The organism is Arthrobacter sp. SLBN-112 (genome assembly GCF_006715225.1).
Taxonomy (GTDB): domain Bacteria; phylum Actinomycetota; class Actinomycetes; order Actinomycetales; family Micrococcaceae; genus Arthrobacter.
In genome coordinates this window covers 1,741,852-1,763,319 of sequence record NZ_VFMU01000001.1, presented here as the reverse complement: position 1 = coordinate 1,763,319, position 21,468 = coordinate 1,741,852, and the positions used below count along the sequence as shown (strand labels likewise).

Below are 21,468 nucleotides of genomic sequence, written 5' to 3'. Positions count from 1 at the left end.
CGGATCGAAAGGAAATACCCATGCCCAACAACCCCAATGACGAGGTTGAGTTCGACCACCTGATTGATGGGGGTCACGCGCATGCGTCCGAGACCTCCCTGCACGCGGAGGACAAGGGTTACCACAAGAACCTCAAGCCCCGGCAGATCCAGATGATCGCGATCGGCGGCGCGATCGGCACCGGCCTGTTCCTGGGCGCCGGCGGCCGGCTCAACGCCGCGGGCCCGTCCCTGGTCATCGCGTACGCGGTCTGCGGGTTCTTCGCGTTCCTGATCCTGCGCGCCCTGGGCGAACTGGTCCTGCACCGGCCCTCCTCCGGCTCGTTCGTCTCCTACGCCCGTGAATTCTTCGGCGAAAAAGCCGCGTTCGTCTCCGGCTGGTTCTACTGGATCAACTGGGCCACCACCACCATCGTGGACATCACCGCCGCCGCCCTCTACATGCACTTCTTCGGCAACTACATCCCCTGGATGGCCGACGTCCCGCAGTGGGCCTGGGCACTGACCGCCCTCATCGTAGTCCTGGCCCTGAACCTGGTCTCCGTGAAAGTCTTCGGCGAAATGGAATTCTGGTTCGCCCTGATCAAGGTCGCCGCCCTCGTCGCGTTCCTCATCATCGGCACCTACTTCGTCATCTTCGGCACCCCCGTGGACGGCCAACCAGTCGGCATCAGCCTCCTGAACGACAACGGCGGGATCTTCCCCAACGGCCTGCTGCCCATGATCATCCTCATGCAGGGCGTCCTGTTCGCCTACGCCTCCATCGAACTCGTCGGCACCGCCGCCGGCGAAACCGAAAACCCCGAAAAAATCATGCCCAAAGCCATCAACTCCGTGGTCTTCCGCATCGCCGTGTTCTACGTCGGCTCCGTCATCCTCCTGGCCCTGCTGCTGCCCTTCACCTCCTACCAAAAAGGCGTCAGCCCCTTCGTCACCTTCTTCGGCTCCATCGGCGTCCAGGGCGTAGACGTCATCATGAACCTCGTCGTCCTCACCGCCGCCCTGTCCTCCCTCAACGCCGGGCTCTACTCCACCGGCCGGATCCTGCGCTCCATGTCCGTCAACGGCTCCGCCCCCAAATTCGCCTCCCGCATGAACAAAGCAGGCGTCCCCTACGGCGGCATCGCCATCACCGCCGTCGTCTCCCTCCTCGGCGTCCCCCTGAACTACCTCGTCCCCGCCGAAGCCTTCGAAATCGTCCTCAACATCGCCTCCGTCGGCATCATCATGACCTGGGCCACCATCGTCCTGTGCCAAATCCAACTCAAACGCTGGGCCGACAAAGGCTGGGTCACCCGCCCCTCCTTCCGCATGTTCGGCGCCCCCTACACCGGCTACCTCTCCCTGCTCTTCCTCATCAGCGTCCTCATCATGGTCTTCATCGACTCACCCCTGACCATGCTCGTCACCGCCATCGCCTCCATCCTCATGGTCATCGGCTGGTACGCCTGCCGCCAACGCATCCGCGACATCGCCGAAACCCGCGACGGCTACACCGGGAAATCCCCCGTCATCGCCAACCGCACGCCCATTTCCTGACCCCGGCGCTTCCGCCACCCTCCGAGCTAAAGAAAGAACATGACACCAGAGCCGCAGCCCACCCTGACCTCCTCCCCTACCCGGCCCGCCGCCGTCGTCCATCACCAGGACGCCGCGGTGCCCGCCCTGAAATCCGCGGGGCACGTGATCGTTGATTCGCTGGTGGCGCACGGCGTGGAACGCACCTATGTGGTTCCCGGCGAGAGCTTCCTGGACGTGCTGGACGGCCTGCACAACTCGACGATCGAAACCATCGTCTGCCGCCACGAAGGCGGCGCCGCCTACATGGCGGAAGCCGACGGGAAGCTGAACCAGCGTCCCGGGGTGGCGATGGTGACCAGGGGGCCCGGTGCCGCCAATGCCCACGTGGGACTGCACACCGGGTGGCAGGATTCCACCCCGATGCTGCTGTTCGTGGGGTTGATCCCGTTTGCCCACCGGGACCGCGAGGCCTTCCAGGAATTCGACATCAAGTCCTGGTTCGACACCGGCGCCAAGCGGGTGATGGTCCTTGACCACCCGGAACGGGCGTCCGAGATCGTGGCTGAAGCAATGTTCGCAGCCATGAGCGGGCGGCCCGGGCCCGTGGTGGTGGGGCTGCCCGAGGACGTCATCCGGCAGCAGGTCAGCCCCGTGCTGCACCCTGCCATTCCCGTTGCCGCGGGAGGCATGGCCAGTACGGACGCAACTGCGTTGGAAGCGGCACTTGCCCAATCCAGCAAGCCGCTGTTCGTCACTGGCGGCAATGACTGGACGCAGGAGGCCGCGGACCAGCTCACCGAGTGGCTGGAACGGCACCACATCCCGGCGGCGGCGGAGTGGCGGACGCAAGGAACGGTGCCCTTCGACTCGCCGTCCTATGTGGGCCCCATCGGCTACGGCCGTCCACGCCCCACGTATGACCTGTTGGAGGAGACCGACCTCCTGGTCTTCGTGGGAACGGTGCCGGGGGACGTCATCACGGACGGCTTTGTCTGCAGGCAGGACTGGAACAAGGAGAATTTCCTGGTCACGGTGGACCCGTCACTGCGCGGAAGGTCCGGTCCGGTGTCGCGGCAGATCCTGGCCAAGCCGGAGGCGTTCGTGCGCGGCCTGGCGGACATCAGCCTGCCCGTGAAGGACGAGTGGAAGGCCTGGACGGGCCGGATGCGTGCCGAGCAGGAGCGCTTTGCCGCGCTTCCTCCCGCTTCCCCGGCGGCCGGGCAGGCGCGGATGGACACCCTGATGGCCAACCTTGTCCCCCGGCTACCGGAGGACGCAATGGTGACCTTCGGTGCAGGTGAGCACACCAACTGGGCGCACCGGTACTTCCCCACCCGCCGTTACGCGTCCATGATCAGCGCGCGGAACGGTTCCATGGGGTACTCAGTCCCCTCGGCCATCGCCGCGTCCCTGGCCGAACCGCGACGGCGCGTGGTCACCATCGCCGGGGACGGCGAGTTCCTCATGAACGGGCAGGAGCTGGCAACGGCTGCCCAGTATGGCGCCACCCCGCTGGTGGTGGTCATGGACAACCAGGAGTACGGCACCATCCGCACCCACCAGGAGCGGCACTACCCCCAGCGCGTGTCCGGCACCCAGCTCAAGAACCCCGATTTTGCGTTGATGGCCAGGGCTTTCGGGGGGTTCGGGGTCACGGTGACCGAGGACCGGGACGTCCCGGCCGCGCTGGATGCCGCCCTGGAAGCGATCGATCGGGACGGCACGTTCGCCTTGATCCACCTGGTGGTGGAGCAGCGGGTCAAGGCGTACTAAGGCTTGCCTGCAGCGCCGGGCGCTGCTGGGTGACGTGGACGACGGCGGGACCTCCCGCCGTCGTCCACGTCCTTAAGGTTCGGGCTTGGGGTTAGAGCCGGTCCGTCCGGTCCTCGCCGCCTCCCTTGTGGCCGGCCCCGCGGAGGTTCTCCTGGACCTTCCCAAACAGGTCCTTGATGGTGGATTCCGCGTTGGAAATGACGTCCACCGGTACGTAGACCTCATGGGTCAAGGGAAGGTCGTATTCATCCTTCAGGTGGGTGCCGCTTCCCACCCCTGTCAGGGACAGGTAGACCATGGCCTCAGTCCGCGCGATGCCGGCGAGCTTGCCGAAGACGACGGTGAACTCGTTCGGCTGGAAGCTGATTGTCTGCCCGATGTGGCTGCGGCCCAGTTCACCGGCGGGAACCGCCTTTTCCGACTGGCTTCCGGTGTAGTCCATGAACTTCTCCTTCGATCGCCAACACGTACGCAGGCAGTCTAACCCTGCCGTTCCACGCCGGCACAAGGACCCTGCTGGAGGGCTGCACAAAGCAGTTCCGGAACGGGTGGCCATTCCTCCATTGAGCCCGACCCTCGCCGGGCTGTTTGATGGCATCACCGGGCGGCAGTGGCTGCCTGGCCCATTCTCCCCAAAGGAAGAACCGTGACTTCAATGACGAGCCGCGTAAAAAGCCCCGTCCGCTGGGACAACGTCGACATCGGCGACACAGTGGAACTCCGAAGCAATGGATACACCGCGTTCAGCGGGCTGGTGGATGCCCGGACCGACGACGGCGACGTGGTGTGGGTGACTGCGCCGGCGGGTGGCCGGCGGCTGTTCCATATCGGCGACGGCTTCGACCTGGCTGGGGTGACGTCATGACGGACTGCCCCGACGATTGCCCCTACTGCAGCGGGCCGGAGACTGACTGAGGGCCGGGGGACACAGTCCGGCCGGCGAAATGGCCGCGCAGGTCCCATTGCGGGCATGTTTGATGCCGGGATCATCACGATACGGGCATCAAATTGCGTCTACTGCCGGTGGCATCGTTGACGCGGGCAACGGGTACCGCGAAGGTGGTGCCATGAGGTCTCAGAAAATTTCCCAGGGGTTTGCCATGACGGCGGCGGCCGCAGCGGCAGCGCTGCTGCTCACCGCGTGCGGTCCAAGCCAGCCGCAGTCCCAGACAACGACGTCGCCCGCCACCGGGCAGGCCAGCCAGTCCCTGTCGCCAACCGCGTCAACGCCGCCTCCGGCCACTTCGGCGCCGGCCACATCGACGCCTGCTTCCTCCGCTCCCGGCACCACCCCTGCGGGCACCCCCGCCCTGTGCAAGGCGGCCGAACTCACCGCCGCCACCGACGCCTCCGGCGGCGGCGCTGCCGGCAGTGTCTACATGAAGCTCAACCTCACCAACAAGGGCTCCGAGCCCTGCATCCTCAGGGGTTTCCCGGGCGTCTCCCTGGTGGCAGACGCCGCCGGCGCCCCCATTGGTGCACCGGCAACGCGGGATGAGTCCGCCGGTGTCGTCGACGTCCTGTTGGCCCCGGGCCAGACCGGCACGGCGGTGCTGCGCTACACCCAGGCAGGCAACTACATGGACTGCTCCCCCGTGGATGCGGCCGGCTACCGGATTTATCCGCCCGAGGACACCGAGTCACTGTTTATCCCGCAGCCCACCCGGGCCTGCAGCAACGCAAACATCACCCTGCTCAGCATCGGCGCATTCCAGCCGGCCTGACCCAACGAAGCCTTTAACGGCCAAAGGCGGCCCGGCAATCAAGCCGGGCCGCCTTTCGTACTTCCGGGCCGCCGTCGAACGTTCCTGTTCCGCCGGCTGCCCTTGCATTGTTACCGCATTTTTGTTGTTACCGGGTTGCGGTGGTGGTGCGGCCGGTTCGTGCCGTGCCGCGGGACAGCGCCACGCCCAGGCCGATCATGGCAACACCGAGGACGAAGTGCAGCCAGTTATCGGCGGTGTTGACCGGGACGAAGTTGGCAGCAGTGTCCTGGCCGATGAGCAGGCCGTAGAGCCACAGCACCAGGTAGATGGCGCCGCCCACCACCAGGTAGTTCTTTGAGCCGGGCACGCTGCGGGCCATGGCAATGCCCGCGACGCCGAACAGCAGGTGGACGATGTTGTGCAGGATCGATACCTGGAAGAGGCCCAGCAGCAGTGCCCCGGATCCGTGCCCCGCGAACCCCAGGGAGTCGTAGTTGGAAGTGATGCCCGGGATGAACCCCAGGACCCCTACCAGGAGGAAGACCACGCCTACGGCAAGGGCGGCTTTTTGGATGTTGGTCCGGCCTACAGTGCGACCGCCGGAATTCATGGTTGTCATGATTTCTCCTGCTTGTGTCGTTGAATGCTTCTGGCTGCCGGGTGAAGCGTGACCGATAGAGCCTGACCATAGACTTAACCCCCGACATCGTAAGTATACTTAGCAAATCCGCAGCGGATAGCAGGGGTCGATAACAGACCCATCACAAACTGGCCTGCGAGGGCCTTGCACCGGAGGCAGGTTGGACTGGCATGACGTCGATTTGGCTGGACCGCAGGGATCCCTTCACTTCTGATCCGTTCGAACCTGACACCAGGTATGACACGGTGGTGGCTGGCGCCGGCCTCACCGGGCTGGTCACCGCACTGCTGCTGGCCCGCTCCGGACAAAGCGTCCTGGTACTGGAAGCCCGCTTCCCCGGGGCCGTGACCACCGGCAACACCACCGCGAAGGTAACCCTGCTGCAGGGAACCTTCCTGTCCCAGCTGGCCCGCCAGTACTCGCAGAAGCAGGTTCAGGCGTACGTGGACGGGAACCGGGAAGGCCAGGCGTGGCTGCTGCGCTACCTGGAGGAGCACAACGTGCCCTTCCAGCGCCGCGACGCCTACACCTATGCCTCGTCTGCACAAGGCACCGAGAAGCTGCGCGAAGAGGTGAGCGCCGCCAGTACCGCCGGGCTGGATGTGGATTACGTGCGCGACGCCGGCCTGCCGTTCCCTGTCCACGGGGCGGTGCGGCTGAGGGACCAGGCCCAGATCAACCCCATGGAGGTCATCGACGCACTGGTGGCTGACATCCGCAGCCGTGGCGGCCATATCGTTAGCGGCGTGCGCCTCCGGGACGTGACCGGCGATGCACCCTCAGCGGTCAAGACCGACCACGGCAGTGTGAGGGCGGACAAGGTGGTCCTGGCCACGGGCATCCCCGTCCTGGACCGCGGCCTGTATTTCGCCAAGCTGAAGCCAAGCCGTTCCTACGCGGCGGCCCTTGAACTGCAGGAGGACCAGGCGCCCCCGCCGGGCATGTACATCTCCGTTGAGCAGCCCACCCACTCACTTCGCAACTACGAGATGGACGGCAGGAACCTGCTGCTCGTGGGCGGGCACGGGCATCAGGTGGGCCGGACGGATTCGGAAAAGGCGCACCTTTCCGGCCTGCTCGAGTGGGCGGGCGGGCATTACCCCGGCGCAGTCACCACACACACATGGTCCGCGCAGGATTACATGCCCACCAACCTCATGCCCTTCTTCGGCAAACTCCCGCGCGGCAAGGGCCAGATCTATTTCGGCACCGGCTACAACAAGTGGGGAATGACCAATGCCGTCGCCGCTGCGCTGGGGATATCCGCGGACATCCTGGGCGGGCAGGTGCCCTGGGCGGACACCATCCACCACCGCATCACCTCACCGGCAGGCGCGTTGTCTGCCGTGGCGCTCAATGCCGGCGTGGCTGCACGACTGGCTTCCGGCTGGGGGAAGGTGACCACCGAGGGACGGAAGATTGATGGCCTGAAACGGGGCGCGGGCGGATCCGCCGTGCCTGCTTCCGAGGGTGCCGTACCGACACCACCTGTTCCTGCGGGCTCCGCAGCTGCCGCAGTCCCGGCCGAAGGCCAGGGCAAGGTCTACCGCGAGGGCAACCGGCCGGTGGCTGTCTCCACCGTGGCGGGAACCACCTGCCGGCTCTCAGCAGTCTGCACCCACATGGGCGGCATTCTGCACTGGAATGACAACGAACAGTCGTGGGACTGCCCCCTGCACGGCTCGCGCTTCACCAACCAGGGCAAGCTGCTCGAGGGCCCGGCCACCAGGGACCTGCCGGAGGCTCCGGCTGGGTGAACGCGCCATCCGGGAGTTTACTGTCAGTGCCTTGGGGCATGATGGAGGCATGAACCAGGAACAGCGTCCTGCCGGCAGCAGCGTTTCCGGCGCGGCCGCCTCGATGGGCCAGTTCAGCCGGCCCACCAGGGACTGGTTCCTGGGTGCGTTTTCGGAGCCGACACCGGCACAGGCAGGCGCCTGGAACGCCATCTCCTCGGGATCGCATGCGCTGGTGGTGGCCCCTACCGGTTCCGGAAAGACCCTGGCGGCCTTCCTCTGGGCCCTGGACAGGCTCCTGGTCTCGGCATCCCACGCCCCTGACCCCGCCGCTGAAGCGCCGGCAAAAGGCAAGCGGGTGCGGACGCCCAAACGCAAAACCCGCGTCCTCTACATCTCACCCTTGAAGGCTTTGGGCGTCGACGTGGAACGGAACCTGCGCTCCCCGCTGATCGGCATCACCCAGACGGCAAAGCGGCTGGAACTTCCCGCGCCGCTGATCACGGTGGGGGTCCGGTCCGGGGACACTCCCGCGAGCGACCGACGCGCGCTTCTGGCCAACCCGCCGGACATCCTGATCACCACCCCCGAGTCCCTGTTCCTCATGCTCACCTCGAAGGCCCGCGAAACCCTTGCCGAGGTGGACACCATCATCATTGACGAGGTCCACGCCGTGGCCGGAACCAAGCGCGGGGCCCACCTTGCCGTGTCCCTGGAGCGGCTGGACGCACTGCTGCCCAAACCAGCGCAGCGCATCGGGCTTTCCGCCACGGTGGAGCCCCGGGAACTCGTGGCCCAGTTTCTTGCCGGTTCGGCCCCCGTCGAGATCGTGGCACCGCCGGCCAGGAAGAACTGGGACCTCACGGTCTCGGTGCCGGTGGAGGACATGTCGGACCTGCAGGGAGCGGCAGGAGCATTCGACTCCGGCCCGGCATCCGGGCTGCAGCCGCAGGCTTCCATCTGGCCGCACGTGGAGGAAAAAATCGTGGACCTGGTGCTGGCCAACCAGTCCACCATCGTCTTCGCCAACTCCCGGCGGCTTGCCGAACGCCTTACTGCACGGCTCAACGAGATCTATGCCGAACGCCAACTGGTTGCCGTGGGCGGCGGCTGGGACGATCCCGGCCCGGAAGGGCAGGCGGGTGCTGTCGGCACGCCGGGGGGACCGCCGTCGGGCATTCCCGCTTCCACTGCCACCCCTGCACACATGATGGCCCAGGCCGGGAGCTCGGCCGGCGCCGATCCCGTGCTGGCCCGCGCCCACCACGGTTCAGTGTCCAAGGACCAGCGGGCCCTCATCGAGGACGACCTCAAGTCCGGGCGGTTGCGGTGCGTCGTGGCCACGTCGTCCCTGGAACTGGGCATCGACATGGGTGCGGTGGACCTGGTGGTGCAGGTGGAATCGCCGCCATCCGTGGCCAGCGGCCTGCAGCGGGTGGGCCGCGCCGGGCACCAGGTGGGCGAAATTTCCCAGGGCGTCCTTTTCCCCAAGCACCGGGCGGACCTGGTCCACACGGCCATCACGGTCGAGCGGATGCTGGGCGGCAAGATCGAGCGGCTCAGCATCCCTGCCAACCCGCTGGATATCCTGGCCCAGCAGACCGTGGCCGCAACCGCCCTGGGCAGCATCGACGTGGAGGAATGGTTCAGCACCGTCCGGCGCTCCGCACCTTTCGCGTCCCTCCCCCGCTCAGCCTTCGAAGCCACCCTCGATCTCCTCGCGGGACGGTACCCGTCTGACGAATTCGCCGAGCTGCGGCCGCGGATCATCTGGGACCGCAATGCCGGCACCATCGAAGGGCGGCCCGGAGCCCAGCGCCTGGCCGTGACGTCCGGCGGCACCATCCCGGACCGGGGCCTGTTCGGCGTCTACATCATCGGCACCGAGATGGAAGGGTCGGCGTCCCCGTCAGAAGACGGCAAACCGGCTCGCGCGCCCAAGGGCGGCCGGCGGGTGGGCGAGCTCGACGAAGAGATGGTCTACGAGTCCCGCGTGGGCGACGTCTTCGCCCTGGGCGCCACCAGCTGGAAGATCGAGGACATCACCCACGACCGCGTCCTGGTCTCCCCTGCGTTCGGGCAGCCCGGCAAGCTGCCGTTCTGGAAGGGCGATTCGCTGGGGCGGCCCGTGGACCTGGGCCGCGCGCTGGGCGCCTTCGTGCGTGAACTGTCCGCGTCCGACGCCGGCCCTGCCACCGAACGCTGCAAGGCCAGCGGCCTGGATGAATTCGCCGCGAACAACCTCATCCAGTACCTCAACGAGCAGAAGCAGGCCACGGAGGTGGTCCCCAGCGACACCACCCTGGTGGTGGAGCGGTTCCACGACGAACTGGGCGACTGGCGGGTCATCCTGCACAGTCCGTTCGGCATGCCGGTGCACGCGCCGTGGGCCCTTGCCGTGGGGCAACGGCTGCACCAGCGCTACGGGCTGGACGGCTCCGCCATGGCAGCCGACGACGGCATCGTGCTGCGGGTGCCCATGATGGAGGACGAGCCGCCCGGCGCCGAGCTGTTCCTCTTCGATCCTGAGGAACTTGAGCAAATCGTCACGGCCGAGGTGGGCGGCAGTGCCCTGTTCGCCTCACGGTTCCGGGAGTGCGCAGCCCGCGCCCTCCTGCTGCCCCGCCAGACCCCCGGCAAACGGCAGCCGCTGTGGCAGCAGCGCCAGCGGTCGGCACAGCTGTTGGACGTGGCCAGGAAGTACCCCACGTTCCCCATCGTGCTGGAAACGGTGCGCGAATGCCTGCAGGACGTCTACGACCTGCCTGCGTTGAAGGACATTGCCGCGTCCGTGGAACGGCGGGAACTGCGGATTGTCCAGACCACCACCCAGCAGCCCTCGCCGTTCGCCAAGTCCCTCCTCTTCGGTTACGTGGCGCAGTTCCTCTACGAGGGCGACTCCCCGCTCGCGGAACGGCGGGCCGCCGCCCTGGCCCTGGACTCCACCCTCCTGAACGAGTTGCTGGGCCGGGTGGAGCTGCGCGAGCTCCTGGATTCCAAGGTCATCGAGGCTACCGAACGCGAGCTGCAGCGCCTGGCGCCGGACCGGCGCGCACGGGGGATGGAAGGCGTAGCCGACCTCCTGCGGCTGCTGGGTCCGCTTGCGCCTGAGGAGACGGCGGCGCGGCTCCAGGGTGCGGCTGTGGCTGGACAGGGTGCCCCTCTGGGTGGGCAGGACCCCGCCGGAGCTGGGCAGGATATCGCGGGGGTTGGGCTTGATGACGCTGGCGATGCGCTGGCAGTGCCCGCTGATGCAGCGCTCAATGAAGCCGGGTCCGACGAAAGCGGGCCTGCCGAAACGCTGCCGGCCGCGGCTGCAGCCACGGTGGAAGAGGCGGCGGCGCACCTGGCCGCGCTTCAGCGCGCCAACCGTGCCATCAAGGTCAACATCGGCGGAGTGGAACGTTTCGCCGCGGTGGAAGACGCGGCACGCCTCCGCGACGCCATTGGTGTTCCGCTGCCCATGGGAGTTCCGCTGGCTTTCATCGAGCCGGTGGCCGATCCCCTGGGCGATCTCGTTTCCCGGTATGCCAGGACACATGGTCCCTTCACCGCAGCCGAGGCTGCCGCCCGCCTGGGCGTCGGCGTGGCTGTGGTGGGTACGGCCCTGAAACGCCTGGCAGCGGATGGGCGTGTGGTGGAGGGTGAGTTCCGGCCACATGCCGCACCGCCGGTGGCCGCAGAGCCGGATTCCAACGGTGACCGGGACGCGTCGCTTGATACCGGAGAACCGGGCGGAGCACATCCAGCGGATGGACCTGCGGCCGGCTCTCCTACCTCCGATGTTCCGCACATTGTTTCCAGCGAATGGTGCGACGCCGAGGTGCTGCGCAAGCTCCGCCGTCGTTCCCTGGCCGCGCTGCGGGCAGAAGTGGAACCTGTGGATGCCGCCGCCTATGGACGTTTCCTGCCGGCGTGGCAGCATGTCCGGACTCCCGGCGGCGGCCGCGGCCAGCCTTCGCTGCGCGGCCTGGACGGCATCATCACCGCCATCGACCAGCTCTCCGGGGTGCCCGTTCCCGCATCGGCCTGGGAACCCCTGGTGCTGGCCACGCGGGTCTCCAACTACCAGCCTGCAATGCTGGATGAACTGATGGCCGCAGGCGAAGTGCTCTGGTCCGGGGCCGGAGCACTTCCGGGAAACGACGGCTGGATCAGCCTGCACCTCGCGGACTCGGTGGAACTGACGCTCAACCCCGCGCCCGGGTTCGAACCGGGGGACGCCGGCCAGCGGCTCCTCGACCACCTGCGCAACAACGGCGGCGGGTATTTCTTCCGCCAGCTGACCGAGGTGGCGGGCGGCATGGACGCCGTCCTCGGCGACCAGGAAGTGGTGGCTGCGCTGTGGGACCTCGCGTGGGCCGGCCGCATCACCGGGGACACGTTTGCCCCGGTGCGGGCCCTGATCGCCGGGGGCCACACGACCCACCGGCAGGTGGCGCGGGCACCACGGGCCAGGGCGCCACGGCTGAGCCGGCTGGGACGTTCCCACGGTACCGGCCTGATGGGGTCCGCCGGACTGGCCGGGGGCCGGTACGGACCGCAGGGTGCCGCCACCCCACCCACTGCCGCAGGGCGGTGGTCGGCGCTTCCCGAGCCTGAACTCGATGCCACCATCCATGCCCGGGCCACCGCGGAACTCCTGCTGGACCGCTACGGCGTGGTCACCAGGGGCTCGGTGATGGCTGAACAGATCCTGGGCGGTTTCGGCCTCATGTACAAGGTGCTGGCGCGGCTGGAGGAGGCCGGCCGCTGCCGCCGGGGTTACTTCATCGAACACCTTGGTGCCGCCCAGTTTGCCGTTCCCGCCACCGTGGACCGGCTCCGCTCGTACTCGGAAGACACGCAACTGGCCAAGGCGGACCCGGTTGCCCTGGCACTCGCCGCCACCGATCCCGCCAACCCGTACGGTGCGGCGCTCCCCTGGCCCGCACTGCAGGACGACGCCGGCACCGGCCACCGTCCCGGCCGGAAGGCGGGTGCGCTGGTTGTCCTGGTGGACGGTGCGTTGGTCCTCTATGTGGAACGGGGCGGAAAGACACTGCTGGCGTTCAGTGATGACGAAGCCGTCCTGGCGGCTGCGGGCGCGGCGCTGGTTGGTGTTGTGACCCGGGGAGCCGTGGACAAGCTGATCATGGAGAAAGTAAACGGACACGGCATCCTGGACACCCCAGTTGCCGCCGCGCTCAGCGCCGCCGGCGCCTATTCCACCCCGAAGGGATTGAGAATCCGTGCCTGAGGGCGATTCCGTCTGGCGGGCCGCCCACCAGCTGCACCAGGCCCTGGCCGGACAGACGTTGCTGGCATCCGATTTCCGGGTGCCCCGGTTCGCCACGCTGAACCTGGCAGGCTGGACCGTTGCCGAGGTGGTTCCCAGGGGCAAGCATCTGCTGATGCGGGTGGTCAGCCCGGAGGACAAGAGGCTGACCATCCACTCACATCTGAAGATGGAAGGCGCCTGGCAGGTGTATCCGCCCGGCGGAAGGTGGCGGAAGCCCGGGTTCACCGCCCGGTGCGTGCTGCGCACGGCCGCGGCCGACGCCGTCGGCTTCTCACTGGGAATTGTGGAAGTGGTGCCTACCGCCAACGAGGACTCCATAGTGGGATTCCTCGGACCGGACCTCTTGGGCCCGGACTGGGACCTGGACGAGGCGGAACGCAGGATCCGCTCCCACCCCGAGGTGCCGGTGGGAGTTGCGCTTCTGGACCAGCGGAACCTCGCGGGCATCGGCAACATTTACCGTTGCGAGGCGTGCTTCCTGTCCGGAGTCCATCCCGCCACGCCTGTTTCCGGGGTCACGGACGTGCGGACCCTGATGAGCGACGCCAAACAGCTCTTGGAGGTTAACCTGGGGCCCGGACGCCGCGTGACCATCCTCAACGCCCGCGGCATGCCGGTGGGCAGGATGGCGGGCAGGCCCGGCTACTGGGTGTACGGCCGGGAGCGCCAACCATGCCTGAAATGCGGCACCCCCATCCAGCGCGGACTTCTGGGCAAGCCGAACGGAGAGGAAGAACGGGACATCTACTTCTGCCCGAGGTGCCAGCCAGCGCAGGCTTGACCTGTTCAGGCATGATCTGTCCAGGGCTTCATCTGTTCAGGCACAGGGTTGTTCAGGCACAGGGTTCCGGAGCCTTGACGGCAGTAGCCCCTGTGGCAGTGGTCCCGGCGGCGGCCTTCGCCGGGGAGGCGGAAACCATGAAGCGCGGCAGCAGCACATGGACCAAAGGACCGATGGCCAGCGCGTAGGCCACCGTGCCGACGCCCACCGAACCACCCAGCAGCCAGCCGATGGCCAGGACGCACACCTCAATGAGCGTGCGGGACAGCCGGACTGACCACCCGGTGCGGCGGGCCAGCCCGGTCATCAGCCCGTCCCGCGCCCCTGGCCCGAAACGTGCCCCGATGTAGCACGCGGAGGCGATGCCATTAAGCACAATGGCGCCGCCCAGGAGCGCAAACTGGCCTGCGGTCTGGGACACCGCCGGGATAAGCGCCAGTCCAACATCCGCAAACACTCCCACGAGCACCGCGTTGCACAACGTTCCGAAACCTGGCCACTGCCGCAGCGGGATCCAGAGCAGCAAGACCAGGAAACTCACAATGATGACCACCACGCCGATGCTCAGGCCGGTGCGGTTGGCCAGACCCTGGTGGAACACGTCCCAAGGATCCAGGCCAAGCCCCGCACGGATGAACATGGCGAGGGATATGCCGTACATGGCAAGGCCGGTGAAGAGCTGGAGGAGTCTGCGGGTCATCATGCAGACAACCTTTCCACGCAACTGGCATTGGAATACATAGCCAGTTTGAGATACTGGCCTGATGTCTTCCCTTACCGCATCTGCACTTGCGCGCCTCCTTGGCAGGTGGAATCCCGGCGCCTCCCCGGCCTACCGCGAGCTGGCCGACGTCGTCCGCCTCCTGGTGCTGGACGGCCGGGTGGCCCTGGACACGGCACTGCCCAGCGAACGCGCCCTTTCCGTAGCCCTGGGTGTCAGCAGGACCACGGTGACGGCAGCCTATGGCCGCCTCCGCGAACAGGGCTTCCTGAGCAGCGGACAGGGCAGCAGGAGCCGCACCAGGATTCCCCGTACGACGGCGGCGGGCACCACGGTGCTACGTGGACCACTGATTGGCCCGGGGACGTCCCGGCAGGGAAAGGCGGCAGCAGGAGCTGCCATGCCGGGGCCCGGCGCGCTGGGACTGGCAGCACCCGGGCTGGCAGCGCCGGAGGGTTTGATCGACCTGGCTTATTCGTCCCTGCCCGCCAGTGGTGAATTGGTGCACCGGGCCTTCGCGGCGGCCCTGACCGAGCTTCCGGCGCTGCTGCCCGGGTTCGGTTACGACGCCATGGGCCTGCTCCCCCTGCGCGAAGCAGTCGCAGCACGCTACACGGCTGCGGGTGTACCCACCACGGCAGACCAGGTGCTGGTGACCTCCGGTGCGCAGCACGCCCTGAACATCATCCTTCGCGCCCTGACCAGCCGGCAGGACAAGGTGCTGGTGGAACATCCGAGCTATCCGAACGCACTGGATGCGATCCGTGCCGCGGGGTGCCGTGCAGTGCCCGTGGCATTCGCACCTCCTCACGTTCTCCCACCCGCAGGCTCCAGCAGGACAGGCAACCTGGCCACTGTGGCCTGGGACATGCAGGGGCTCAAGGCGGCACTCGTGCAGCAGCGGCCCAGAATGGCCTATGTGGTGCCGGACTTCCACAACCCCACCGGCCAGCTCATGCCGGACAGCCAGCGCCGCCAGCTGGTGAAGGCGGCTGCGGCGGCCGGTACAACCCTGGTGGTGGACGAGACCCTGCGGGAACTGAACCTCGACGGCGCCCACACAACTCCGGTGGCAGCGTTCAGCCCTGCGGTGGTGACCATCGGCACACTCAGCAAGTCCCATTGGGGTGGCCTGCGGACTGGCTGGATCCGTGCATCCGAGGACATGATCCAGCGGTTTGCGTCCGCCCGGACATCCCTGGACCTGGGTGGGCCTGTGATGGAACAACTGGCCTCGGCCCACCTGGTCCGCGGCCTGGACGAACCGCTCCCGGCCCGGCTCGCCGGACTCCGGGAGAAACGGGCAGTCCTGCTGGAACTCCTCGCGGGCCACCTCCCGGCGTGGGAAACCCTCTACCCGTCGGGCGGCCTGTCCGCGTGGTGCAGGCTGCCCGGCCCAACCAGCACCGCCCTGACGGTCATTGCCCCGGACTTCGGCATCCGGCTGGCGGCGGGGCCACGGTTTGGAATAGGCGGCGCGTTCGAACGTTATCTCCGCGTGCCGTTTACGCTGCCGCCGGAGAAGCTGGAAACCGCAGTGTTGGCCTTGAGGGCAGCCCAGAACCGGCTCGACGCCGCCCCGCAACTGCGCCGCAGCCTCAAGAAAGCCCCCGACGTGGCCATCGCCTGAATCGCCGACACCGGAATCGCCGGAAGTGTGCGTAACCGCCGGAAAGGTACGGCGGCCCCGCACCGTTCCGGCGACTGGGGCGCCAATCGGGAAGGGAGTCCTCGTTCGAAAAGTCCACCTCGCCCGCAAGCCGGCCTACGCCGTCGAGCTCCACATCCACCGCGGCCCCCTGCCCGGCGGAACTGACGCCCAATGCTTCGTGGAGCCGGATGAATCCGTCCGGTGCGGGAACCGGCCACATCGGCGCCGGTAGAATGGACCGGTGATGCAATCCCCCCTCCCCGTGCGCGACGGCGTCAACGCCACCCGCCTGCGCCTCCCGGAAGAGGGGCCGTGGGACACCGCAATGGACTACATGATGCACCGGTGGGGACACATCGATCCGCAGGGCATCGAGGACCGGTTCGACGCCGGCGAGATCGTTGGCGAGGGCGGCGTACCCCTAAGCCGGCACACGAAGCTCGAAGACCACACCTTCATCTGGTACTACCGCACCCTGCCGCCGGAGACGCGGCTGCCCGTGGACATCAGCATCCTCCACCAGGACGGGCACCTGCTGGTGGTGGACAAGCCCCATTTCCTGCCCACCACGCCGGGCGGCACGTACATCCAGGAGTCAGCCCTGGTCCGTCTGCGGAACCAGCTGGACCTGCCGGACCTGATCCCCATGCACCGGCTGGACCGGATGACCGCGGGCGTCCTGCTCTTCTCCACCAACCCGCAGACCCGCGGCAAATACCAGGTGTTGTTTGAAAAGCGGCAGGCCCAGAAGGAGTACGAGTGCGTGTCGGCCGCCGAGCCCGCGCCGGGGTACCCCGCCGTCGACTTTCCCGTGGTGGTCCGCAACCGGATGACCAAGTCCCGCAGCTACCTGCTGGCCGAGGTCATTGACGGCGAGCCGAACGCGGAAACCAGGATTGAGCGGCTGGAAACGTTCGACGGCGGGCCTGGGGCAGGTGCCGACGGCACCGGGCAGCGCCTGGCCAGGTACCGGCTGGAACCACACACCGGAAAGACCCACCAGCTGCGGGTGCACATGGCCTCGCTGGGGCTGGGGATCGTCAACGATGCTTTCTACCCGGACCTGCTGGACAAGGCACCGGACAACTACGCCAAACCGCTGCAGCTGCTGGCCCGCGGCATCCGGTTCGTGGATCCGGTCTCCGGCAGGCCGGTGGAGTACCGCAGCAGCCTGGAGCTCAGCGAAGCGGCTCCAGCACGTCCCTGAACACTGCCTCCGCATCCCCGGTGTGCAGCACGAACTCCACCAGTTCCAGGCTGCTGGCCGGATGCAGGGCGCGGAAGCCAACAACCGCGTCCAGCGCCGCCTGTGCCACCGCCGCAGCCGGCCACCCATAGGCTCCGGCCCCCACCGCCGGAAAGGCAAGCGTCCCCGCCGCCAGACGGTCTGCCAGCCGCAGGCTTTCGCTGAAGCAGGACACAAGGAGCGCGGGGTTGGTCTGGCCCGCATGGCGGTTGGGTCCCACCGTATGAATCACCCAGCGGGCCGGGAGCCGGAAAGCCGGGGTGGCCACTGCGGCCCCGGTCTGGAGGCCGTGGGGCAGCTGTGTTGCCCGCAGTTCCCGGCAGGCGGCCAGCAGTTCCGGCCCGGCAGCGCGGTGCAGCGCCCCATCCACTCCCCCGCCGCCCAGCAGCGACGCATTCGCGGCGTTCACCACCACATCCACCTGCCGCTGCGTAATGTCACCGTGCAGAACCGAGACCCGCATGCCGCCAGTTTCCCAAGTGCGGTACGTTGTGGCAATGGACTTCGGCAGCGTTGACAGCTGGGGGACGGCCCTCTATTTCTGGGTCATCCCGGTGGTGATCGGCGACGCCATTTTTCCGCCCATCCCGTCGGAAATGGTAGTGATCACCGGCGGCGCATTGTCCGCTGACGGCCGGGCCAACGTGTTCCTGGTCCTGGTGCTCGCCGCCCTGGCGTCCTGGTTGGGCGACATGGTGGTGTTCCAGCTCTTCCGCAGGCGGTTGAGCCATGTCCTGGACCGCTGGAAATGGGGCCGCCGCGTCCACGCCGGCATCCATGCTGCGCTTGCCAAGGCAGGCCGTTCTTCCACCTACGGCACCATCATCGGGGCCCGCTTCATCCCGGGCGGCAGGCTGGCCACGTCAGCCGCCTCCGGCATCGCCAACGTCTCCGTCCGGGGCTTCAGCCTCTGTGCCGGGTTGGGCGCAGTCCTGTGGGCGTGCTGGCTGGTGGGGTTGGGCTACTTCACGGGTTCGGCCACCAAGCTGCCGTTCTGGGCCAGTTCGCTGATCGGTGTGGCCGTGGGCCTGGTGATCGGCGCCGTCGTGGGTATCATCGTCACCCGGCGGCGCGGCGACCGGTCCCCGGTGGAGGACGAGACCATTCCTGACGCAGGCTAGACGGGCAGCCACTTGCCGCGGCTGCGGCGCAGCACGCTGAGCGAGCCTGTCAGCGCAACGCGTTCGACGGCGTCGCGCATCATGGCTGCCGACTCCACCGCCTGCCGGTTCTCCCCGCTGTACTCGCTGGCTTCGACGAGGAAGCGCAGGTTCAGCTGCGGCACGCCGCCGGCGATCTGGAGCTGGCGCGCCTCCACGTGGTGGCGGGTGCCCAGCGCCTCTACGGCCGCGTCCATGACCGCCTCCGGCGGATTGCCCGGCCGCAGCCCGGTGATCTTGAGGCGGGTCTGGAAGGAAGGCATGCCTCCAACCCTATCCAAACCCCCGGATGCTCCATCACTTATGGTCCCTATACCCGCCTGTTAGGGACCATAAGTGATAGGGCAACGAAGGGGAGTTTAGCCGGTGTTGCGGAGGCCGGCCGCCACGCCGTTGACGGTGATCAGCATGGCCCGCTGGAGGCGCTCGTCGATTTCGGCTCCGCTGATTTCGCCTTCGGTGCGGATGCGGCGCAGCAGTTCCACCTGGAGGTAGCTGATGGGGTCCAGGTACTGGTCGCGGATTTCCAGGGAGCGCTTCAGGGTGGGCTGTGCGTCCAGGAGCAGGTTCTCGCCGGTCAGCTTCCGTACCTCGGCCACCGTGAGCTCATACTCTTCCCGGATGGCCCGGAACAGGTGGTGCAACTCCTCCGGGACCAGGGTGGCCACGTAGTAGCCCGCGATGTCCATGTCTGTCTTGGCGAGCGTCATCTCCACGTTGGACAGCACGGAGCGGAAGAAGTGCCAATGGTCCATCATCTCCACCAGCTGGGCGGAATGTCCGGCCTCACGGGCGGCCTTAAGCCCGGAGCCCACGCCAAACCAGCCCGGCACGATCTGCCGCGACTGGGTCCAGCCGAAAACCCACGGGATGGCGCGCAGGCCGCCCAGCCCGGCGCCGGAGTCGGGGCGCTTGGACGGACGGGAGCCGATGTTGAGGGAGCCCAGCTGCTCCACGGGCGTGGAGGCCATGAAGTAGGCGGGCAGGTCCGGGTGGTCGATCAGCCTGCGGTAGCGGTCAAAAGCGGCGTCCGAGATGGCCTCCATAACGTGCCCGTACCGTTCCCGCTGGTCCTCCGAGGTCCGCGGATCGCGGTGCAGGGCCGAACCCTGCAGCACCGCGGCCAGCGAAAGCTCCAGGTTTTCGCGGGCAAGCTCCGGCAGGGAGTACTTGTCCGAGATGACTTCGCCCTGCTCGGTGAACTTGATTTCGCCTTCCAGGACGCCGTTGGGTTGGGCCAGGATGGCATCGTAGGTGGGCCCGCCGCCACGGCCAACGGAGCCGCCGCGGCCGTGGAACAGGCGGACGCGCACTCCGTGCTTCGCAGCCACATCCCGCAGCTTGCGCTGGGTCTTGTGGATCTCCCACTGGCTGGTCATCACGCCGGATTCCTTGTTGGAGTCCGAGTAGCCCAGCATCACTTCCTGGATGTCGCCGCGCAGCCGCACCAGTTCACGGTAGGAGGGGTCGGACAGCAGTTGGTCGACGATCTCGGCCGAGGCCCGCAGCTCCTCCACCGTCTCCAGCAACGGCGCGAAGCCGAGCTTGGCGTAGGGCTTGTCACCGAAGAGGTTCACCAGGCCGGCTTCACGGGCCAGCACGGCGGCGGCAAGGACGTCGTCGGCGCCGCGGGTCATGGAGATGATGTAGGTCTCGATGACGTCCGGGCCGTACATGCGCAGGGCCCGCCGGATCTCGCGGAAGACGTCGTAGGTTCCGTCGGCTGCACCCTCGAGCTTGATCGGATGGCCGGACAGCGGGCGGCGGGAGGCCAGCTCGGAGCCCAGCACCTCGAAGCGCTCCTCCCGGCTCAGTTCGGCGTAGCGCAGCCCGGGGCCGCCGATCCGGTCCATCAGCTGCCCCACGGCGTCATGGTGGTGGTCCGCGTGTTCGCGGATGTCCAGGGTGGCCAGGTGCAGGCCGAAGGAGGCGATGGCGCGGCGGACGCGGGCCAGGGCTCCGTCCGCGGCCAGGGCTGCGGAGTGGTTGCGCAGCGACAGTTCCACCAACTGCAGGTCCGCCATGAGTTCATCGGTGCCGCTGTAGTCGCGGCCGTGCTCGTGGTTGGTGTTCGCGGCCACGCGCTTGCCGGTGTTGATGAGCTTGGCCTTGATGCAGGTGAGCTTCAGCCGGTACGGCTCCTGGGCGTTCAGCTCCAGGACCCGCTTGTCCAGGCCGGGCAGCTTCTTCAGGTCGTCATCGATGGACTTGAGCAGGGCCTCATCCGCGCCTGCGAGCGCCGTGGAGTTGGAGAGGATGGAAATGAGCTCATCAATCATGCCGATGCTGATCCGGATGGCGCTCTGGTTCTGGATCTGCAGGATCTCGCGGGTCACGGCGGCCGTGACATTCGGGTTGCCGTCGCGGTCGCCGCCGATCCATGAGCCGAACCGGATGGGGGCGTCCTTGGAGGCCAGCGTGACCCCGTGCTCGCCCAGGAGTTCGGAGAGCTCGGTGAGCATTTCGGGCATCGCGTCGGTGAGGATTCCGCCCAGGTAGTAGATGGCGTTCCTGGCTTCATCGACCGGCGTGGGCCGGACCTGGCGCAGTTCGTCGGTCTGCCACATCTGGTCGATGATCTCGGCCAGCTGCCGGTCCTGCCGGCGCCGGGCGGTTGACCCTTCGGCGGTGGGCTGGGACAGGACGTCGGAGAGCTTGCGGATCTTGTCCAGGACGGAGCGGCGGGAGGCCTCGGTGGGGTGTGCCGTGAAAATGGGGCGTACGTCCAGCCCGTTGACCACTTCCTGCAGGACTTCGGGGCCGGCCTGGGCGGCGATGTCCGCCACGGTCTTGGCCAGCCAGCCGTCCTTTTCGGCGCGGGTCCGCAGGCCGCGGACCCGGTGGACCTGTTCGGCGGCGTTGGCCAGGTGGAAGTAGAACGCGAAGGCGCGCACCAGGTCCGTTGCCTGCTCGATGGGCAGGGAGCCCAGGAGTTCACGGACCTGGGCAACGACGTCGTGCGCGCTCCACGGACCGGTGGCGTGCGCACCGCCGCGGGCCGCTTCCTTGGATTCCTTGGTCAGGAGCCGGACCTGCTCCACGAGGTCCAGGAGTTCGGGTCCGTGCTGGCGGACCAGCGATTCCCCCAGCAGGGTGGAAACGCGCCGGACGTCCGCGCGCAGTTCGGAGGCGAGATCTGTTTCGGGCGCTGTTGCAGTGTGTGCCATTGACGCAATCTTTCGAGGGTTTTGGACTTGGCTCGTACACTGCGCTGGATACTGTGAGCCGCGTTACTAGCTAAAGATGCTACCCC

The 21,468-nt window shown here is 67.5% G+C and carries 16 protein-coding genes and 1 pseudogene; 10 read left to right on the top strand and 7 right to left on the bottom strand.

Going from position 1 to position 21,468, the window contains the following annotated elements; genetic code table 11:
- Positions 1 to 20: 20 nt before the first annotated feature.
- Complete coding sequence (locus FBY33_RS08290; RefSeq protein ID WP_142030160.1) at positions 21 to 1,538, top strand: amino acid permease; 1,518 nt, start codon at positions 21 to 23, stop codon at positions 1,536 to 1,538.
- A gap of 39 nt (positions 1,539 to 1,577) precedes the next feature.
- Positions 1,578 to 3,293, top strand: a complete 1,716-nt coding sequence (locus tag FBY33_RS08285) for a thiamine pyrophosphate-dependent enzyme (protein WP_142030159.1) — start codon at positions 1,578 to 1,580, stop codon at positions 3,291 to 3,293.
- 91 nt (positions 3,294 to 3,384) lie between these two features.
- Here the strand turns inward: FBY33_RS08285 and FBY33_RS08280 are convergent, their stop codons facing one another.
- Positions 3,385 to 3,735, bottom strand: coding sequence for a hypothetical protein (locus tag FBY33_RS08280; protein WP_142030158.1), 351 nt, complete (start codon positions 3,733 to 3,735; stop codon positions 3,385 to 3,387).
- A 213-nt stretch (positions 3,736 to 3,948) separates the two neighbouring features.
- On the opposite strand from FBY33_RS08280, the gene FBY33_RS08275 reads away from it, so the two are divergent.
- Together FBY33_RS08275 and FBY33_RS20495 are read left to right on the top strand one after the other, a co-directional pair.
- Positions 3,949 to 4,158 carry a hypothetical protein gene (locus FBY33_RS08275; RefSeq protein ID WP_142032655.1) on the top strand — a complete coding sequence of 70 codons (210 nt, stop codon included), beginning with the start codon at positions 3,949 to 3,951 and terminating at the stop codon, positions 4,156 to 4,158.
- Positions 4,159 to 4,360: 202 nt separating this feature from the next.
- Positions 4,361 to 5,017, top strand: a complete 657-nt coding sequence (locus tag FBY33_RS20495; RefSeq protein WP_200831339.1) for a DUF4232 domain-containing protein — start codon at positions 4,361 to 4,363, stop codon at positions 5,015 to 5,017.
- A gap of 127 nt (positions 5,018 to 5,144) precedes the next feature.
- Here the strand turns inward: FBY33_RS20495 and FBY33_RS08260 are convergent, their stop codons facing one another.
- A complete protein-coding gene (locus FBY33_RS08260) occupies positions 5,145 to 5,618 on the bottom strand; it encodes a DUF4383 domain-containing protein (protein WP_142030157.1) in 474 nt (157 codons plus the stop codon).
- A 191-nt stretch (positions 5,619 to 5,809) separates the two neighbouring features.
- Between FBY33_RS08260 and FBY33_RS08255 the strand changes: the two genes are divergently transcribed.
- Genes FBY33_RS08255 through FBY33_RS08245 form a run of 3 tightly spaced genes read left to right on the top strand, consistent with a single transcriptional unit; the run spans position 5,810 to position 13,437 of the window.
- A complete protein-coding gene (locus tag FBY33_RS08255) occupies positions 5,810 to 7,396 on the top strand; it encodes an FAD-dependent oxidoreductase (RefSeq protein WP_142030156.1) in 1,587 nt (528 codons plus the stop codon).
- Positions 7,397 to 7,445: 49 nt separating this feature from the next.
- Complete coding sequence (locus FBY33_RS08250) at positions 7,446 to 12,614, top strand: Lhr family ATP-dependent helicase (RefSeq protein ID WP_142030155.1); 5,169 nt, start codon at positions 7,446 to 7,448, stop codon at positions 12,612 to 12,614.
- A complete protein-coding gene (locus tag FBY33_RS08245; protein WP_142030154.1) occupies positions 12,607 to 13,437 on the top strand; it encodes an Fpg/Nei family DNA glycosylase in 831 nt (276 codons plus the stop codon). Before FBY33_RS08250 ends, FBY33_RS08245 begins: the two co-directional genes overlap by 8 nt.
- Before the next feature lie 52 nt (positions 13,438 to 13,489).
- Here the strand turns inward: FBY33_RS08245 and yczE are convergent, their stop codons facing one another.
- Complete coding sequence (yczE, locus tag FBY33_RS08240) at positions 13,490 to 14,140, bottom strand: membrane protein YczE (protein ID WP_142030153.1); 651 nt, start codon at positions 14,138 to 14,140, stop codon at positions 13,490 to 13,492.
- Between the two features lie 61 nt (positions 14,141 to 14,201).
- Here yczE and yczR point away from each other — a divergent pair, with 61 nt between their 5' ends.
- Complete coding sequence (yczR, locus tag FBY33_RS08235) at positions 14,202 to 15,788, top strand: MocR-like transcription factor YczR (RefSeq protein WP_442858323.1); 1,587 nt, start codon at positions 14,202 to 14,204, stop codon at positions 15,786 to 15,788.
- A gap of 91 nt (positions 15,789 to 15,879) precedes the next feature.
- Here the strand turns inward: yczR and FBY33_RS20635 are convergent.
- Positions 15,880 to 16,014 (bottom strand): annotated as a pseudogene (locus FBY33_RS20635) (SRPBCC domain-containing protein); the annotation flags it as partial.
- Positions 16,015 to 16,053: 39 nt separating this feature from the next.
- Here FBY33_RS20635 and FBY33_RS08225 point away from each other — a divergent pair.
- A complete protein-coding gene (locus FBY33_RS08225; protein ID WP_142032649.1) occupies positions 16,054 to 17,016 on the top strand; it encodes an RluA family pseudouridine synthase in 963 nt (320 codons plus the stop codon).
- On the opposite strand, the gene FBY33_RS08220 is transcribed toward FBY33_RS08225, so the two are convergent.
- Positions 16,988 to 17,518, bottom strand: coding sequence for an O-acetyl-ADP-ribose deacetylase (locus FBY33_RS08220; protein WP_142030151.1), 531 nt, complete (start codon positions 17,516 to 17,518; stop codon positions 16,988 to 16,990). The genes FBY33_RS08225 and FBY33_RS08220 overlap by 29 nt on opposite strands.
- A gap of 34 nt (positions 17,519 to 17,552) precedes the next feature.
- Between FBY33_RS08220 and FBY33_RS08215 the strand changes: the two genes are divergently transcribed.
- Positions 17,553 to 18,176, top strand: a complete 624-nt coding sequence (locus FBY33_RS08215) for a DedA family protein (RefSeq protein WP_142030150.1) — start codon at positions 17,553 to 17,555, stop codon at positions 18,174 to 18,176.
- Here FBY33_RS08215 and FBY33_RS08210 read toward each other — a convergent pair.
- Both FBY33_RS08210 and ppc read right to left on the bottom strand, forming a co-directional pair.
- Positions 18,173 to 18,478, bottom strand: a complete 306-nt coding sequence (locus tag FBY33_RS08210) for a hypothetical protein (RefSeq protein ID WP_142030149.1) — start codon at positions 18,476 to 18,478, stop codon at positions 18,173 to 18,175. The genes FBY33_RS08215 and FBY33_RS08210 overlap by 4 nt on opposite strands.
- A gap of 96 nt (positions 18,479 to 18,574) precedes the next feature.
- Positions 18,575 to 21,382, bottom strand: a complete 2,808-nt coding sequence (gene ppc, locus FBY33_RS08205) for a phosphoenolpyruvate carboxylase (protein WP_142030148.1) — start codon at positions 21,380 to 21,382, stop codon at positions 18,575 to 18,577.
- Positions 21,383 to 21,468: the final 86 nt, after the last annotated feature.